Origin of the sequence: Luteolibacter algae (assembly GCF_042683045.1) — a bacterium.
Classification (GTDB): domain Bacteria; phylum Verrucomicrobiota; class Verrucomicrobiia; order Verrucomicrobiales; family Akkermansiaceae; genus Luteolibacter; species Luteolibacter algae.
In genome coordinates, this window is record NZ_JBHUIT010000031.1 from 156,466 (window position 1) to 172,919 (window position 16,454).

Annotated in this window: 12 protein-coding genes and 1 tRNA gene; 5 read left to right on the top strand and 8 right to left on the bottom strand. The window is 53.1% G+C overall.

The window, feature by feature from the left end; translation table 11 throughout:
- Window positions 1-14 precede the first annotated feature (14 nt).
- Window positions 15-434, top strand: coding sequence for a hypothetical protein (locus ACFSSA_RS12980; RefSeq protein ID WP_386820915.1), 420 nt, complete (start codon window positions 15-17; stop codon window positions 432-434).
- Window positions 435-446: 12 nt separating this feature from the next.
- On the opposite strand, the gene ACFSSA_RS12985 is transcribed toward ACFSSA_RS12980, so the two are convergent.
- The gene (locus ACFSSA_RS12985; RefSeq protein ID WP_386820916.1) at window positions 447-1,364 is read right to left on the bottom strand and encodes a carboxylate--amine ligase; all 918 of its coding nucleotides are present in this window, start codon (window positions 1,362-1,364) and stop codon (window positions 447-449) included.
- Window positions 1,365-1,680: 316 nt separating this feature from the next.
- Here ACFSSA_RS12985 and ACFSSA_RS12990 point away from each other — a divergent pair, with 316 nt between their 5' ends.
- Together ACFSSA_RS12990 and ACFSSA_RS12995 are read left to right on the top strand one after the other, a co-directional pair.
- The gene (locus ACFSSA_RS12990) at window positions 1,681-2,409 is read left to right on the top strand and encodes an NRDE family protein (protein WP_386820917.1); all 729 of its coding nucleotides are present in this window, start codon (window positions 1,681-1,683) and stop codon (window positions 2,407-2,409) included.
- A gap of 109 nt (window positions 2,410-2,518) precedes the next feature.
- Window positions 2,519-2,983 carry a DinB family protein gene (locus ACFSSA_RS12995; RefSeq protein ID WP_386820919.1) on the top strand — a complete coding sequence of 155 codons (465 nt, stop codon included), beginning with the start codon at window positions 2,519-2,521 and terminating at the stop codon, window positions 2,981-2,983.
- A 28-nt stretch (window positions 2,984-3,011) separates the two neighbouring features.
- Here the strand turns inward: ACFSSA_RS12995 and mnmE are convergent, their stop codons facing one another.
- A complete protein-coding gene (gene mnmE, locus ACFSSA_RS13000; RefSeq protein WP_386820920.1) occupies window positions 3,012-4,361 on the bottom strand; it encodes a tRNA uridine-5-carboxymethylaminomethyl(34) synthesis GTPase MnmE in 1,350 nt (449 codons plus the stop codon).
- A 29-nt stretch (window positions 4,362-4,390) separates the two neighbouring features.
- Window positions 4,391-5,716, bottom strand: a complete 1,326-nt coding sequence (locus tag ACFSSA_RS13005) for a hypothetical protein (RefSeq protein WP_386820922.1) — start codon at window positions 5,714-5,716, stop codon at window positions 4,391-4,393.
- A 176-nt stretch (window positions 5,717-5,892) separates the two neighbouring features.
- Between ACFSSA_RS13005 and cimA the strand changes: the two genes are divergently transcribed.
- Both cimA and ACFSSA_RS13015 read left to right on the top strand, forming a co-directional pair.
- On the top strand, window positions 5,893-7,455 hold the full coding sequence (gene cimA, locus ACFSSA_RS13010; RefSeq protein ID WP_386820923.1) for a citramalate synthase: 1,563 nt from the start codon (window positions 5,893-5,895) through the stop codon (window positions 7,453-7,455).
- 44 nt (window positions 7,456-7,499) lie between these two features.
- Window positions 7,500-7,572 (top strand) — tRNA-Lys (locus tag ACFSSA_RS13015).
- A 211-nt stretch (window positions 7,573-7,783) separates the two neighbouring features.
- On the opposite strand, the gene ACFSSA_RS13020 is transcribed toward ACFSSA_RS13015, so the two are convergent.
- From ACFSSA_RS13020 to ACFSSA_RS13040, 5 genes are all read right to left on the bottom strand, one after another.
- The gene (locus tag ACFSSA_RS13020) at window positions 7,784-8,650 is read right to left on the bottom strand and encodes a GIY-YIG nuclease family protein (protein ID WP_386820924.1); all 867 of its coding nucleotides are present in this window, start codon (window positions 8,648-8,650) and stop codon (window positions 7,784-7,786) included.
- 41 nt (window positions 8,651-8,691) lie between these two features.
- Window positions 8,692-9,462, bottom strand: coding sequence for a hypothetical protein (locus tag ACFSSA_RS13025; RefSeq protein ID WP_386820926.1), 771 nt, complete (start codon window positions 9,460-9,462; stop codon window positions 8,692-8,694).
- 45 nt (window positions 9,463-9,507) lie between these two features.
- The gene (locus ACFSSA_RS13030) at window positions 9,508-12,564 is read right to left on the bottom strand and encodes a restriction endonuclease (protein WP_386820927.1); all 3,057 of its coding nucleotides are present in this window, start codon (window positions 12,562-12,564) and stop codon (window positions 9,508-9,510) included.
- Between the two features lie 241 nt (window positions 12,565-12,805).
- Window positions 12,806-14,266: an ATP-binding protein gene (locus ACFSSA_RS13035; RefSeq protein WP_386820928.1), complete on the bottom strand. Its 1,461-nt coding sequence runs from the start codon at window positions 14,264-14,266 to the stop codon at window positions 12,806-12,808.
- A gap of 122 nt (window positions 14,267-14,388) precedes the next feature.
- The gene (locus ACFSSA_RS13040) at window positions 14,389-16,377 is read right to left on the bottom strand and encodes a site-specific DNA-methyltransferase (RefSeq protein WP_386820930.1); all 1,989 of its coding nucleotides are present in this window, start codon (window positions 16,375-16,377) and stop codon (window positions 14,389-14,391) included.
- Window positions 16,378-16,454: the final 77 nt, after the last annotated feature.

Genomic DNA, 16,454 nt, shown 5'->3' on the forward strand with positions numbered 1-16,454 from the left:
GTTAGGATACAGCCATGGAAGGACCACCAAAGGAAAGACTCTCACGAAGCGGGCGCGATTCCGTATCGATGGGCTTGATCGCAATGGTGTTTTTTATCATCTGGGGGCTGCTGGTAAACTGGGAGTATGGAGTCGCTGCGAGAATCCAGGTAGCGGTGACGCAAGGCGTTGTGAGTATGGTTTCGACCGCACTTTCGGCTGAATTTATCCGTTGGGTAGTCATGCGCTGGAAAAGCGGAGGTGGGCGACGCATCTTTGGTGCCGGTTTTGTCAGATACGTATTCATTTACACACTGGTGGCCCTTGCTCATGCCGTTGCCGGCACTCCGGAAATTCTGCGCACCATGATGCCGGGATTGATCGTGGGAGTATTTTTCTGCTTCGGATATTCATGGCGGATCTCAAGCCAGCTTCCTTTGGATGCGGGAGCATGAGACTTTCTTCCGTTAAATTCTCGCTTTGTGCGAATTGAGCCGTTCGCGGAGCCTGGCAAAACTAATTGGGCGATGACCAAAATTTCTGTTCTCCGCACCGTATTGGAAAGCCCGGGTCCATTGGGCTGCGAGGCAGCGCCAAGCATACCATAATCCATGACGGGGATCATACATGTGGGTGGGCTCGGAAGTTACGCCGTTTAGCTCCACAATCTGCCAGTTTCTCCCTGCTTTCAGATCTTCCTCGCTTGGGACGCGGATATCATAACGCCCGATGTGGAATCCGGCGAAATGCTTGGTCGCCGCGTCGATTGCCAGTATGAGCTCAGGGGTGATCAAATGACTGTGATCGAAAAAGACCGAGCCCTGGGAATGCGTGCCCAAGCTATTCAACCGGAAGATTTCCCCCTCGGGAAGAATCTTGTCCAGATGTGCAGCATGCATTTTCAGAAAGAGCGGAGCCATGCAGACGGCTCTGGAGTCGGCGAGGATTAATCTTTCGAGCCTGTTGATACCATCTCCTGTGACGGTAGTATTTCCTTTTAGCGTGATTCCCGTGATTGATCCATTTTCATTGAGAGGAGAACGCTCGTAAAAAACTCCATATTCGATCCCCGGGATATGTTTCTGAACGATCACCGGTAGTTTGCATGCCAACAAGTAGGCGATGACCTCCTGCCTGGACTGGGCGATCAGAACTCCGCGGCCTCTTTCTCCGGTATCAGGTTTTAAAACGATCGGGTAGCTTTCCCCAAGTGCGGCATGCGCTTGATCAAAGGCTTGAAGCTTCTCCACCGCGGAGAGGTCCGATGAAATCAATTTGAAATCGGCGACATGGCCGGAACTCCGAAGTTGTTCCAGAATTGCACTTTTTGAATCTTCGACGAAGCCGCCGGAAGGCATTCCCGGGTTGGCCAGGGTAACTACCATAAATGACCGATGTCTTGCCGCATTCCAAAGAAAGACCGGAGTAATAGGCAGATATAATGGCAAACTCGGCCAGTATTCCCAACGCACGAGGCGGCGCCATCGTCCATATAGTAATCGTCTTATGCGCCAGCTATTCGTCACTTGGCTTAGATAGTGGCTGCCCTGCGATACTTACCAGTCAAAAAGAGCATCAGGATCCCTGGCCCAGGAAACGACTTTTATAAACACAACCACGGAAAAAACTTCGCATTCCGGTGCTGAAGTGGCAAAGAAGCTCTGAGTTAAAGGCGGAAGCCGACTTAGATTTTCAGAACCTATGTGCACGATCTCGTGGAAAACCGATTCCAATGGTAGCAGACGTGTCTATTTCAATCGGGATGAATTAAAAAGCCGTCCGGTGGCAATTCCTCCGCAAAAGTTTTCGAGCACTAACGAGGTAGCTTATCTGGCACCGATCGATCCAGCGGGAGGAGGCACCTGGATGGCTGTAAATGAGCGCGGCGTGATGATTGCGCTGCTGAACCGATGGCATGAGAAGGTTAAACTTCATGGGCGAAAGTTATCCCGTGGTGAGATCGTTTTGAGTCTTGCCGATTGTAAAAGTGTAGAAGAAGCGGAAGTCCGGATTCACTCCCGGGACCTCGGCTGCTTCCTTGCATTCACTATCGTTTTATCGGATCACCATAGTTTTTCTATTTTTGCCTGGGATGGTAAGCGCTTGGTTCGTGAGGATTTACATAGCCCGATCACCTCATCATCATTTGCTTTCCCCGAGGTGAAATGCTTCCGCGAAGCAGCACTCGCCAACGGCGACGTCCGAAGAGTGCATGCGGGAGTTGATATCATTCCCAGTGCTTACACAGTGAGAATGAATCGGCCGGATGCACAAACCTGGAGTCGTAGTGAAATCACGTTTTTAGAAAAATCGGTGATCTGGGATTACTGGGAGGAAATGCCAGACCTGAGCGGGGAGCCTACCCATTACCGTGCCAGTCTCACGCTTAAGCCGAATCATTCCGATCATGGAGCTATATCCGTTTTGTAATATTTTTTCTGGAATATCTGTCAACGCCATTGCTCTCAAACCTAGCTTTTCTGCGACGCCTGCCATGCCCTCATTGATCTCCTCCAATATATATTTTCTACATCAAGGTATGGATCTTCTCCGGATCATCGATGATGCGATTTATAGCACGCCAGTCATGAATTTTTATGGTTCCAGCCTGGGAGGGCATCTCAGGCATTGTATTGATCACTACGATGGCTTTGTCCGCGGCGTAAAAGAGGGGACGATCGACTATGACTCCCGTTCTAGAGATAGAGTTATTGAAACCTCTGTAAATCAAGCAATGCAGAGGCTTGAGTCTTTGGCCAAAGAGCTGGAGCGGGAGATTTCATCAATAGATGCGGGACGTGAAATCCGGGTGAAAATGGATTGCGGCGGAGAGACCGGGATGCATTGGCAAGTGTCGTCGGTTGGTCGCGAGCTACAGTTCCTGACAAGTCATACGATTCACCATTTTGCGATGATGAAAGGAATGTGCTGCACTCTCGGGGTTGCTCTGCCGATGGATTTTGGAGTTGCTCCGTCTACTTTGCGGTATTTGAGAAATGCCTGATCCAAAATGCCGACTCCTCTGGGTCGGCTTACTTTCCGATACAGAACTGGGAAAAAATAACTCCCAAGAGATCTTCGGTATCCACTTTTCCGGGGATTTCTCCGAGCGCATCGAGAGCTTCCCGCAAATCGATTGCCGCAAGCTCCGGATCCGAGTTCTCTTCGGTCAGTAACTCCAGGGCTGCATGAAGATTTGTGCGGGCCAGAGCGAGCGATGCCTTGTGACGTGCATTGATGGCTACCGCATGCTCGCCGAAATCTGCCTCGGTAAAATGTAGCGCCTCTCTGATGGCGTCCGATAGCGTGTTGAAACCTTGCTCGCTTATGCAGGAAATGCGAATGGCCTCCACATCATTCCACGAAGGATGCTCCCCGAGATCCGATTTATTCAGAATCAACAAATGGGTGGCATGGTTCGAAGGATAAACGGCGCGCTCCGGACGGGGCAGGCTACAATCCGCAATTTCCAAGAGGAGATCCGCGTCTTCGATCTGCCGGACAGTGCGCTGGATTCCCTGGGTTTCGATTGTATCGTCAGACTCCCTCACGCCGGCGGTATCCACCAGTCTAAGAGGAATACCGTGGAGATTGATCACCTCCTCGATGGTATCCCGCGTGGTGCCGGCGATGTCGGAAACGATGGCCCGATCGAAGCCCAGCAAGCGGTTGAGCAAGGAGGATTTACCCACATTCGGTTCCCCGAAGATGACAGTTCTCACGCCTTCCCGGAGCACCCGTCCCTGATCGGCAGTGGAAAGCAATGAATCAATCGTTTCCAGAATTCCAAAAATCCGGGCACGTAGCTGAATGGCCGTCTGTGGGTCGATATCCTCATCAGGGAAATCGATCCAGGCTTCCAGATGGGCGAGAATTTCCAATAATTCATCCCGCGCTGCGGTTGTGCGCTTACCCAATGTTCCCTCCAGCTGTGAATGGGCGGCGCGGATGGCCAAGCGGGTTTGGGCGGAGATGAGATCCATGATCCCTTCCGCTTGGGTGAGATCCAGCTTTCCGTTGGTAAAAGCCCTTTGGGAAAACTCGCCGGGCGAGGCATGGACCGCACCACATTCCAGAAAACGCGATAAGGCTTCCTTGGTGACGAGAATCCCTCCATGCCCGGCGAATTCGACGGTATCTTCACCGGTAAACGAATTGGGCCCGTGGAAAACAGTGATGAGTCCGTCATCAATTACCGCACCGGATTCATCTCTGATCTTGCAGCGCCGCACGAGTCTTGGCATGCTCGTGGATGCGATCCCGCCGCAGGCAAGATCGGCTACAGCCAGCGCCTGGGGACCGGAAATGCGGATAAGAGAAATCGCTCCCACACCCATAGGGCTGGCGACGGCGGCGATGGTTGAAGTGTGAGCCGGAGCCATGCGAGGTTGAGTTGATGGGAAAAAGCCGATCAGTTTGCGGCATTTGAGGGGATTTCTTTCCCGCCCAGACCGAGGAACTCCCAGCAGATAAAACGTTTGATATCGAGTGTCGGGCTATCGGGTGAGCCTGTCCATTCCAGCTCCACGGTGGCAGTGCGGGTGATCGGAGTCGTCTGTTTTGTGCCGCGCCAGTTGATAATGGAGAGGGCACGGCCAATCTCGGAGTCCAGTTTCACATTCACCCGTGCGGAATCTGTAATGTTCGCCGGGTCGGCAAGGCGGTAGGTTCTTGCGCCTACCACTCCTTGGCCCTTATCCGGCACATCCTCGACGATAAGCACACGGAATGTCTCCGACTGACCGATATCCGGTAGTTCGACAAAGTTGCGGAAGATACGGTATTTGGTCTGGGCGAAAACTTCCCAATCAAGTTTCAGCTCTCCATTCACGCGTTTGAAAAACGCATGCACACGCACCGGTTCCATCGCGAAATTACTGACGCGGGCCATTGTGCTTAGAAGAATATCCGCCTCATCGATACCGTATTGGACTTCCAGTGAAGCGAGCGGTCTGAAAAACTCCTTAAGGGCAAACTGCGGAGGCTGGTCATAGGTGAGCATGAAAATCCCACGCTTCCGGTCTTCTTCGGAAAGTTCCTGTATCGAGAAAGAATCTGCAGGAGTATCGGAATCGTTGATCTCCACGCCTCCGTAAAAGCTTTCCATTTTCGGGCGGAGCGCCGCGCCATCACGGACGTAGGGCAGTTTGCTATCCACTGAGGTGCCTGTGAGATATTTATCGAGCACTTCGAAAGCATCCTTCTGCCAACCGATGCGGATGTAATTGGCTTCTTTGATCTCCTGGTCTTCCGGGCTGCCATTAAGATTCGGCGGATCAACCTTGTTGCCCATTTGGTTTGAGAGGTAATAAACCGCACCACCACCAGCAAGTATGAGGGCAAAGAGACCTAGCATGGCGGGGATGATCCCGCTGGAACCCTTTTTCTTCTTCGGGATAGCTGGAGCAGGCTGGGTAATCTGGGTCTCTGCGCCATCCCGACGCTCCGGAATGGCAGGAGCATTCTGGGATGGAGCGGGCATTTGCTCGGAGGCAATCGGCGGAGAATCCGGGGTGGACTCATTCGAAGGGGGCGGCGGAACCGGTATCCCGGGAGCTACTGCGGCAGCGGCCGGAGTATGTGGTTCAGCTTCCGGCGGTGGCGGAGAGGTGATCGTTGCTTGGCAGTGCGGGCATGGTCCGGTAGTCGATGGCAGAGAAAACGGGATGACAATACGGCCATTGCAGCTAGGGCAGTGGAAATCGCGCTGTTGTGGAGTTTGGGAGAAATCTGACATGTCGGAGACACCGCTAGGGGTGAATTAATTTAGGTAGCTGAAATGACTATGTCAATCCAAGCAACCAAGGAGAAAAATGGGTTCATGGCCTTCGACGATCGCCCGATCCCAAGCTGTGTCTTACGTCTTGCACCTTTGGGTGGTGCTCCCTAGCCTTCGCGCTCCACAGCAGCTATATGAAATCGGTATACATTTACGACACGACATTACGTGATGGAACGCAGGGTGAGGGCTTTCAACTTTCCGGTCTGGACAAGCTGCGAATTGCGGAGCGTCTGGACGCGTTTGGGGTGGATTATATCGAAGGTGGCTGGCCGGGATCCAACCCGAAGGATGTCGAGTTTTTTCGTGAGGCAAAGAAGCTCAAGCTCAAGCATGCCAAGCTGGCTGCCTTCGGCTCCACGCGTCGTGCAAACGTAAAAGTCGAAGAAGATCCACAAGTCCGGCTATTACTTGAGGCTGAAACACCGGTGGTAACGATTTTTGGAAAGAGTTGGGAGCTTCATGTGACAGATATTCTCCGCACCACCGTGGAGGAAAACCAGGCAATGATCCGGGAGACAGTGGCTCACCTCGTAAAGAACGGTCGGGAGGTTGTCTATGATGCCGAGCACTTTTTTGACGGTTATAAAGATGGTGCCGGGCATGCGCTGGCAACATTGAAGGCGGCTGCGGAGGGAGGTGCTTCCTGCCTTGTGCTGTGTGATACCAACGGCGGCACCTTACCGGCTGAGGTAGAGGAAATTTGCGCGGCAGTGCGAAGGCACCTGCCGGATACTCCAATGGGCATCCATACGCACAATGATTGCGAGCTGGCAGTGGCCAACGCCATTTCCGCGGTGCGTGCGGGAGCCACTCAAGTGCAGGGAACGATCAACGGATACGGCGAGCGGACAGGTAATTGCAACCTCACTTCCGTCATGCCGATTCTACAACTGAAAATGGGAATCGAGGTGGTTCCACGAATGGAGGAATTAAGAGCTCTCTCCCATTTTGTAGATGATATCTCGAACAACCCGCATTTTGCCCGGGCAGCGTTCATTGGACGCACCGCTTTTGCCCACAAGGGTGGGATGCACGTGAATGCGGTTCAGAAGCTGGCCCGCAGCTATGAGCATATCGTTCCAGCCAGTGTGGGAAATGAGCAGACCATTCTGGTTTCCGAGCTTAGCGGACAGTCGAATATCCTGCTTAAGGCGGAACAGATGGGAATGCCACTTGCAAAAGGTGCTCCGGAGGCGGCTGCAATCCTAACCAAAGTCAAAGAGCTTGAGAACGAGGGTTATTCTTTTGAAGCGGCAGGTGGCTCTCTGGAATTATTGATTCGCCGGGAGCTGGGTAACTACACCAAGCCATTTGAATCCACAGAATACCACACGAGCTTCCGCCAATACCGGGACGGACACAAGCCGGTCTGTGAAGCGACAGTGAAGGTCTCGGTAAATAACGAGATCGAGCTGACCGTTGCCGAAGGAAACGGGGTGGTTAATGCGTTGGATATTGCCTTGAGGAAAGCCCTGCTGCCGTTCTACCCGGAAATTGCCGAGGTGGCATTGGTGGATTACAAAGTGCGGATCCTCGACGGACATGACGCCACCGCTGCGAAGACACGGGTTCTTATCGTTTCCGCCCATGGCGGCGAAACCTGGGGGACCGTCGGCGTTTCTGATAACATCATCGAGGCCAGCTGGTTGGCGCTCGTCGACGGTATCGATTTATTTTTGCAAAGAAAAAGCTAAGAAGTCTTTACCTCGGAGGAAAACTCCGATAGCAAAGCGCCCCCGCGCAGATAGCTCAGTTGGTAGAGCAGTTGGCTTTTAACCAATTGGTCCTGGGTTCGAGTCCCAGTCTGCGTATTTTCTTTGATTTTCAAGGAGTTAGGGGGGGATTTCCCCACTAAAAAACACCGCCGTGCTAACGTTTAGTTACGTCCAATGCCGTCAGGCGGCTTCAGGCCAGAATAAGTGGCCAAATCTGACCACCTCTCTTCTCGAGACTCGGATCACCAAAAACCCCGCCTTATAACGCAAATTGGTCAGATTTGACCACGGCTTCATCCAAGCATGATTATCCGGTTCCGCGAGCGCTCTTGTTCATTGCAAAATTTAACCCAATTGCTTCGCTTCCGTGTTTTCGCATTTCCGTCCTTTCAACGTGAATGACTTCTTTGGATGACATCGAACCAGATAAGGTTCGTATAATCGACCACTGGAACTGGTTTGGATCCAGATCCTTCAGCAGCTTATTACCACCGTGGCCGGTCTTCGCATAGTCGCTCCAACGCCCCCACAGATTCTTCGAGCCGTATGCTGAACCTATGTAGATTTTACCGCTATCATGATCCACGATCCGGTAGATGCCAGAAGAAGCAGAAAGAGCGGTCTTCCAGTCACGATGTGCTCGCGGATTGGCGATGACGGCTTTTAGCTCGTCCCAGGTGAGAACGGCATCCTGGTAACCAGGAAACGGAATTACATTTCCCGGAGGTAGCAGCTCATAAACATCCAGATCCTTGGTTTGAACCCAACCGCGTGTGCTCCTCCATTGGACAATTAACCGACCACGGAGATTTGAAAATTCCGGCAACTCCACGAGATCATACCAGATGCGCGGCCTGTTGTCCTGATGCGCCAACAGCATGAAATCCGGAACCCCCACGAAATCCTGCTTCTGAAATTCCCGGCTTCCGATGACGCGATAAACTCCGTGGAATTCAGCTTGGTTTCCGGAGATACCAATGAATGAAACGATGATATCGCATTTGTGGAATGGTTCCCTTCTTTGATCCTGCTCCGCCTGATAGATATCGAACACCCCATCATCAACAATCTGCCGGATGGAGCGTCCATCGTGATCACTGTGGCGGACGAGCTTGATCTGTTCGTGTTCGGTATCCAACCCGCAGGCCGTAAGGAGCTGTTTGACTGTAGGCATAGTCAGGAAGAAGCTAAACCTCTGGGAATTCTCAACTCAAGTTAGAATGGGGATGTCGGTGGATTCCCCGCAATGTGGATGCTGTGTTTTCCTTGAAACCAGTGTCCGGTAATCCGGCTTTGGCGGTAGAGCCCGAGGTAGCCAATTCGACGCTCGAAGACCTCCACATGCCAGGAACTGAATGGGTGTGGAGGCAGGGTATTCGCAAAATTCCAGAGATCACCTCTCCATGCCCCGAAGTCATCGGCTATCAGCACTGCCTCAGGATGATGAACTGCGACCTCTGTCCGGTAGCTTGTCGGGTCTTTCTTGCCACCCATCTGGCAACAATGCTCGATGCTGGCCAGATGCAGCGGGTCACTACCTCCGTAGAAGGGGTCATGCGCGTAACGCCTTCCCTGTCGTTTTAGCTGCCTCCACCAGTCCTCGCTTCCCCACCGGCAATTCCGGGACATCTCGGTGGGCGACATTTCCTCCGGATCGGAAAAGCAATTCTGCTCCCGCCAATGGTGAGCCATGTAGAAATCCAGTTGCCCCTCGTCATCCCAGACCCTCCTGACAAGTTCGAGCCGTGGATCACCCATCGGTTCCCTGCCTTTGGATTCCCACCATGCCAGACCGGCACCAATATTTTTCCAACCGATGACAATCTTCAGCAGGTATTCGAGATTCTCCCAATAGGTCTTATAGTCGTCCAAGGATTCGCAATCACCGATCTTGGGTAAGAGGTCTTCAGTCCCGGGATCGTTGAGCGACTGATGAACCTTGGGCAGGGAAAGGTTCCAATCTTCAAGTGGTGGAGACGGCTTCATGACGATTTATGGTGAAAGATTGATAGCGGAGCTTCCCACGACTCCTCATTTCACGAACTTGTTTCTGAAGTCCTTGTAGCTGTTCACCCAGTCGAACTTGATCTCGTCGGAGACGGCTTGGAAGTGCAGTTCTCCGCACTTGATCTTGGATTTCTCCACGTCGGTGAGATCCTCCCAGTCTTTCCCCGCCTTGGTCTCCACGATGAAGTAGAGCTTCAGGTGGCCTTCGGTGCGGTAGATGATCGCCCAGTCCGGTGAGTAGTCGCTGTAGGGGGTATCGATCACGAACCCGCCCTTCTTGAGCTTGGTGAAAAGGACGACGTTGTCATCCGCATCGAGCTGCTCGGCGAAGTCGTATTCCCCCTTGCTGTCCATGTTGTAGTATTCGTGGACGGCCTTCTTGCGGGCGGCACTGGTCTGGTAAACCCGTTTGATCTGGGCGGCGAATGCTTCCTCGTCGATGACATCTGCTTCGAGGATTTTCGACCTGTCGAGTTCGTATCCCTTCACCACCTCGTAGGCATGGACTCCCTCGGCTTTGGCAGTTTTCAGGGCATTGAAAATCAAACGGGTAAAATCCTCCAGCTTCTCCTGGGAGTGTAGCAAGTCCCGGTTGTGGAAGCCGCGCACGATCTCCAGAATCGCCTGCCGGGGCATGAGTGTGTGATACATGATGTGATCCACGATTTGCAGATCCGTCTTCCGGTATTCCTCCGGCGTTGCCCGATATTCCACCTCTTCCTCCCGAACCACGTTGTCCCGCTCGGCAACCAGCTTCCCTGATGCATCGAAACCAACGTCCCCGGAAGTCACGCCGGTTGTGTAAACGAGCTTCTGCCCTGCGAAGTGCTTGTTCGTCTCCCGGATACACTGCTGGATGAAGGCATCGGAGTCCAACTGGAACTTGTAGAGGGTGCGGGCGCTCAGGTGGGTGGTGAGCCTGTCGAGCAGGGTCTTGAACTCTCCTTCTGAAACGTATTTGCACTCGGCATTGAGGATGGGTTCCACATCCCCGTTCTCCACCTTCACTTTGCGGCTGCCCTTCTGGTCCATCAGCATGATGAAGTGCTTCTTAATCTGGATTGCATGCTCGGCAAGGGTCTCATGGGCGAAAAAGATCTCCTCGATTTTCTCCGTGGCATCCTTGGTGAGCACGTTCTTGTCTGAGATCACCTTTTTCCGTGTCAGCTCGTGGCGGAGTGCGTTCACCAGTAGCGGAGTGATCTTCTCCAGAGGCACCCCTGCGTTAACGAGAGCGTTCTGGAGCACCGTGGGTGTCACCTCTTCCCGGTTGAAGCCCATCTCCTCGTTGAAATCCTTTTGAAGGGTGTCTGCGAAATGGTCGTAGTGGTCGTTTGCTATGACGGTGAGGACATTGTGCTCGTTGCTGCTGATGCGGTTTCCGTGGATATCCACCGGTAGGCGCAGGCCGCGACCTATCTCCTGCTTCTTGGCGATGTCGCTGTTGCTTTTCCGCAGCGTGCAGAGGGTGAAGACGTTCGGATTGTCCCAGCCTTCGCGGAGGGCGGAGTGTGAGAAAATGAAGGCAAGTGGTTCACTAAAGGTGATCAGCTCGTCTTTCTTTTTAAGGATCAGCTCGATGCCCCGGTCGATATCTTCCTGTGATTTGGAAAGCACTTCGGTGCCTGCCTTGTTGTATTTCAGCTCCGCCACACCATTCTTCGAGTCCCGGGCGAAATAACCTTCCCTCACCTGTTCGGTGGCGATCCCTTTCGGGAAAAGATAGGAGTATTCCTGGAGCTTGAACTGTGTCTCCGCTTTCCCGGTGAATGCTTCATACTCCTCATCGAAGATCCGCAGATATTCACCGCGATTATCCGCCACGCTATCGTCGCGGACTTTGGATACATCATCGATGAAAAACAAAGTCAGGGTCTTGATGTCGAGACCGGCATCCAGCAGCTCGAACTGCTTCTGGAAGTGGCTCTCGATGGCGATACGGATCTGGATGCGTTTTGCCATTTCCTGGGAGATGGAGGGCTTGGCCTCCCCTTGCTCGAACTCGATGTCACCCGCAGGGGTGGTGACCATCAACGGCTTCGTGGCGTGTGGCTGGGCTGCGATACGGTAGCCTTTGTATTGCGGGAGGTTTCCGGATAGCTCGTGAAGATCCGCGTTGTTTTCCACCCGGAACTTCTTCGGTGAAATTTTGCCCGCCTGCCTACCTTGCTGTTGGCAGAAAAGCTCCACCGTGGCGCTCAGGTCTCTGTTAAACTGCACGTAGCGCAGGTATGGCTGATCTTTCGGCACCTGGCCGTAAACCGTGCGCACACGTATCCGCTTCACCAGTTCCTGCTCGTAGGCCGCGAAGGAGTCCAGTGAGTAGATGCTGTTGAAAGGGAACTCCTTGCGGTGTGTGGCCGAGTATTTCAGCTCGAAGAGCGGGGTAAGCTCCGTGAGCTGCTGACGTGCCTTGGACGGCTTCTTTTTGCTGCCCTCCACCTTTTGCGGTTCGTCCATGATGACGATGGGATGGATGTCCTTGATCTGTTCCCAAAGGATCTCCCCGCCCTGCTCCTGCTCCTTTTGGATCAGGTTTTTCGCGCTGTTGAAGCCCTGGTAGTTGATCACGCAGATGTCCAGATCATGGCTCTCCACAAAAGTGCGGAGCCGGCCGAGGTCTTTGGAGTCATAGACGAAACTGTGCTTGGAGATGTCCACGTTGTGCTTCGCCTTCAGGTGGCCTTGGAGCTGTTCAAGGGTTTTCTGCACACCCAGCAGGATCGCCTTGCTGGGGACTACGATCATGAATTTCTTGAAACCGTAGGTCTCGTAGAGGGTGAGAATGCTGCGGATATAGACGTAGGTCTTCCCGGTGCCCGTTTCCATCTCGATGCCGAAGTGGCCACCGTAGAGTGTATCGTCCACGAAGATCCCGTTTCCGAGCTGGGTCTTCTGCACGTTCTCAAGGAACTTGGTGCCTATGGTGAGCTGCGGATTGCGCGGCTCCAGCATGTAGCTGCCGCCCTTGGCATAGACGCCCTGGTGGCGCTTAGGGATGCCGGAAAAGAGCGCGACAGTGCTCTCTATGGCTTTCGCCTGGTGCGGGAGGTGGTCTTCGAAGCGGAATTCTACTTTCATGGGGAAATCAGGAGGAAATTGTGACTCCTATCCGCGACCGGGTGCGGAACCGGGGGATTGGTGGAAATGGGAAAAGAAACAGCTCAAAAGAGCACCAGAAACGTATAAAAACACGTTTCTGCACATAAAGGGCACATAGAGCACTTGTCCCGAACCTTTGAAATATGAGGGTTTTTCCCGGGAAAAAACCGGTTTTTTCTGAAAAAAGCCGAAAAGTGCACATAAGCGTAACATAAGAATTTTATGCCCAGAATGGGAGGTAACGGGCGTGTTTGCGGCTCTTCGAAGTGGGGTCGAAGGGCTTGAGGAGCTTCGCCTCCATGGTTTCCTTGATGATCCGGGAAGCTTTCGTGTAGTTGCTGTCATCGATATTCAGCCTCTTCCTGAGGGTCTCATTGGTCATTTCCTCATTGGAGACCTGTTTTAGGCAGGCGTGGAGGTAGCAGGCGCGAATCCGGTTCGGCTTGTCCATCCTAGCGAGATCCATCGGCGCGAAAAGTGTCACCACCGTGTGGTTCTCGGTGACGCGGAAGTCCGGTGCCGGGAGCTGGTAAAGCTCGATGTGGAAAAGTGTTTTATCGATCCCAGACCCCCTTTCCTCGCAGATATTCACACGGCGCATGAAGGAAGCCAGCGTCTCGTTTCTCGATTGCGGGGGCTCGTCCACGAAACGCAGGGTATCGATCAGGGGGACACCCGGGTTGGTGATCTCGACCCGATCCGTGAAGACCTCGATCTTCGGACCATCTCCGGTCACACTGAAGTCCTGGTGGATGATGGCGTTCGCGACAAGCTCGCGGATGGCTACCTCCGGATACTGACGGACTTCCTTGCGAAACGCCTGACCAAGAATCTCATTCTGGGGGAGCTGATCGTTGATGTAGCCGATAAGGCCATCAAATCCGTTGGCGTAGCCTTTGGTGCCACCCTGTTCCCGCAATGCCTCCACCCGGTTCGTCCCCTTGTAGAAGATGACGCGCAGTGCCTTTCTGGAAAGCGCTTCAAAATCACCCAGCTTCTTGGCAAAAAGAATCGCTCCGAGGTTGGTGATATTGAAGCGATCCGGAGACGTGGGGACGAGGAACTTCTCCTGGGTCAACTTCTCAAGGATTGCGGATCGGCCTTCCGGGAGTGGTAAGTTTAGGAGTTCGAAAATTGCCGGGTAATCCAGAAGCTCTAGCACACGCTGCCCGCTCTGGTTCTCCAGGCACACTGCCTTCTCAAAAGCTGTTTTTCGTAGCTTCGCCCACAGCGCCCTTTCTTTCTCCGGGTAGTCTTTCAAAGCGCGCTTGGTCGAGCCGATGCGGACGTAGGTGTTACCGGCGAAACGGACAGGAGTATGCCAGCAGGGAAAGATCTCGAACATCACCACCGGCACTCCCGGTAGATACTCGAATTCATGGATTTTGAAATCCACATGTGGGGATATCAGAGTCGCCAACCAGCCTTCCAACTCCTGATTTCCCTTTTTTTCCGTCCTTGGCTTGAAGGTGGTTCCAACCACCTTATGGGTTGCATCGTCCACTCCCCAGACTAGCCAGGCACGTTGTTTGTCGTGCAGCACTGCCGAGTTCGAGAGTGCGGACAGATAGCCTCCGATCTCTTCCGGGTTCGTGTTGTTCTGTTTGAACTCAACCCACTCTGTTTCCACAGGCAGGGCGAGCAGTTGCTCAAGCTGGGACTGGATGGTTTGATGGGTCATGGGATGAATATGGAGAAGGGGTTTTTAATCCCTTTGCGGTGGGTCGGGAAGTGTTTGGTGGTGCGCTTGGGTTGTGGAGAAGACTTGGGTTGTGCAAAGGGGATGCAATCCCCTTCTCCATATTAAATGAACTCCACGGTGTAGGCGGTGCCTTGGTCTCCGTGGTTCTTGGCGATCTCGGCGTTCAGGCGCCGGAAGGTCTCGTCTTTCAGGGCGATGTCTTTGCCGAAGGCGCTGTCGCGAAAGAAGTATTTCAGCGGGGTCGGCTCCAGGGCGGCGAGGGTTTCGATGAGTTCCTTGGTGACGGTTTCCTCAAGGGAAATGAGGTAGCTCTCACCGTAGAGGTAGGTGCGTTTGCCGTTGGCTCCGGGGACGGGTTTGGTGATCGCCTGCGTGAGAGGGATGTTGCTCTGGCGCAGCATGACCTCATAAACGATGTCCTCGTCGGTGTAGCCGGGGACGAAGTCCAGGGCATCCTGACTGGTCATGGCGGCGTAGGTGATATCCTCCCCGCGCAGATCTTTACGTATCCAGTTGATCTTCGTGTCCTCGATGCGGAAGGCTTTGAAGCCGATGTCGAGGGAATCGGGATCGCGCACGTAAGGATTACTTTCCTCCGGGGCGGCTTCTCCTTTCTTCTCGGCAAGGGCAAGGTTCTTTTTCCATTCCGCATGCTTCACCCGCAGCTCTTCCTTCACCTTCTCCCCTGCCCGGCGAATACGCTCCCGGCCAATCTCAGCGATGGTCTTGTAGCCGGCTTTCGCTGCCTCCGATTTCTCATCACAAACTTCCGGAAGCTGCACCATGATATGGCGGCGCTTGCCGCCATCCTCCGCATTGATCTGCATGACGGCGTGGGCGGTAGTCGCAGAGCCGGAGAAGAAGTCGAGGATGAGGTCGCGTGTGTCGCTTGAGAGATGGGCAATCCTATGTAGAAGACGAACTGGTTTTGGAGTTGAGAAAAAAGCTTGGTCAAGAATCTTTGCCAACTCTTTTTTTGCTGAATCACTATGCCCGACTTCGGAAAAATTCCAGAATGTTTGAGGAACAATCGAACTGCGGACATCTGAAAGAAATCTCTTCAATCTTGGACGCATGTCACCGTTTACACCAAACCAAATTCGATTTTCAAGAAGCAGGGTCTTAATTTTATCCTTATTATATCGCCAGCTACTCCCAGCCGGCGGCAGGAAATGCTCCCCTGTCTTCGGTGATATGATGGGAAATATTGCGTAGTCCCGGACTTCAGTCCTAAGAAGATTGTCACTCGTCCACAGCCCCCGTGGATCATCATCAGGATTCTTATAAATGCTCAGTTGCTTTTCGGTTCTCTCCAAACCTGTTAACCGTAATTTGTCGATATTTCTCGAATACACGAGGATGTAGTCATGCGACTCGGAGAAATGGAGGGAGTCTGCTTTAGTGCTATATTTTTTCTGCCAGATGACTGAGGCGACAAAATTCGAGGCTTCGAAGACCTCGTCACAGAGCGCTCGTAAATTCGCAACCTCGTTGTCATCAATCGAAATAAAGATCACCCCATCCTCACGTAACAAGTCCTTAGCGATCCTAAGTCTGGGACACATCATGTCGAGCCAACGGGCGTGAAAGCGGTTGGAAGACTTTTCGTTTTTGATGAGGCGTTTTCCCTCGGCGGAGACTGCGCCTTCCTCTTCCTCGCTTTCCTCTGCTGACACCTTGAACTTGTCGGCGTAAACGAAGTCGTTGCCGGTGTTGTAGGGAGGATCAATGTAAATCATTTTCACCTCGCCGAAGTAATTCTGGCGGAGGAGCTTGAGGGCTTCGAGGTTGTCGCCTTCGATGTAAAGGTTTTCCGTGGTTTCCGGGTCTTTGGATTCCCCCGGCTTGAAGGCGAGAGTCTTGCCGAGCAGCGGGGCGAATGCCTCTTTCTTCGCCGCCTGTTTGCCTACCCAGTTCAGCTCGTATTTCTCATCGCCGGGACGGATCTCCTCGAACTCGCCGAGTTCCTCGCGCAGTGCCTCGATGTCCAGAGCACCATCCTTGACGGCGGAGGGAAAGAGGACGGCGAGTTTCTGGAGGTTCTCCGTGATGGGCTGCGATAGCTCTTGAGGGACGCGGGGGTGGGACATTGGAATTATGAATTATGAATTATGAATTATGAAAGGAAGAGGGATCTGAAATTATGAAGGATGAAGGATGAAATTTC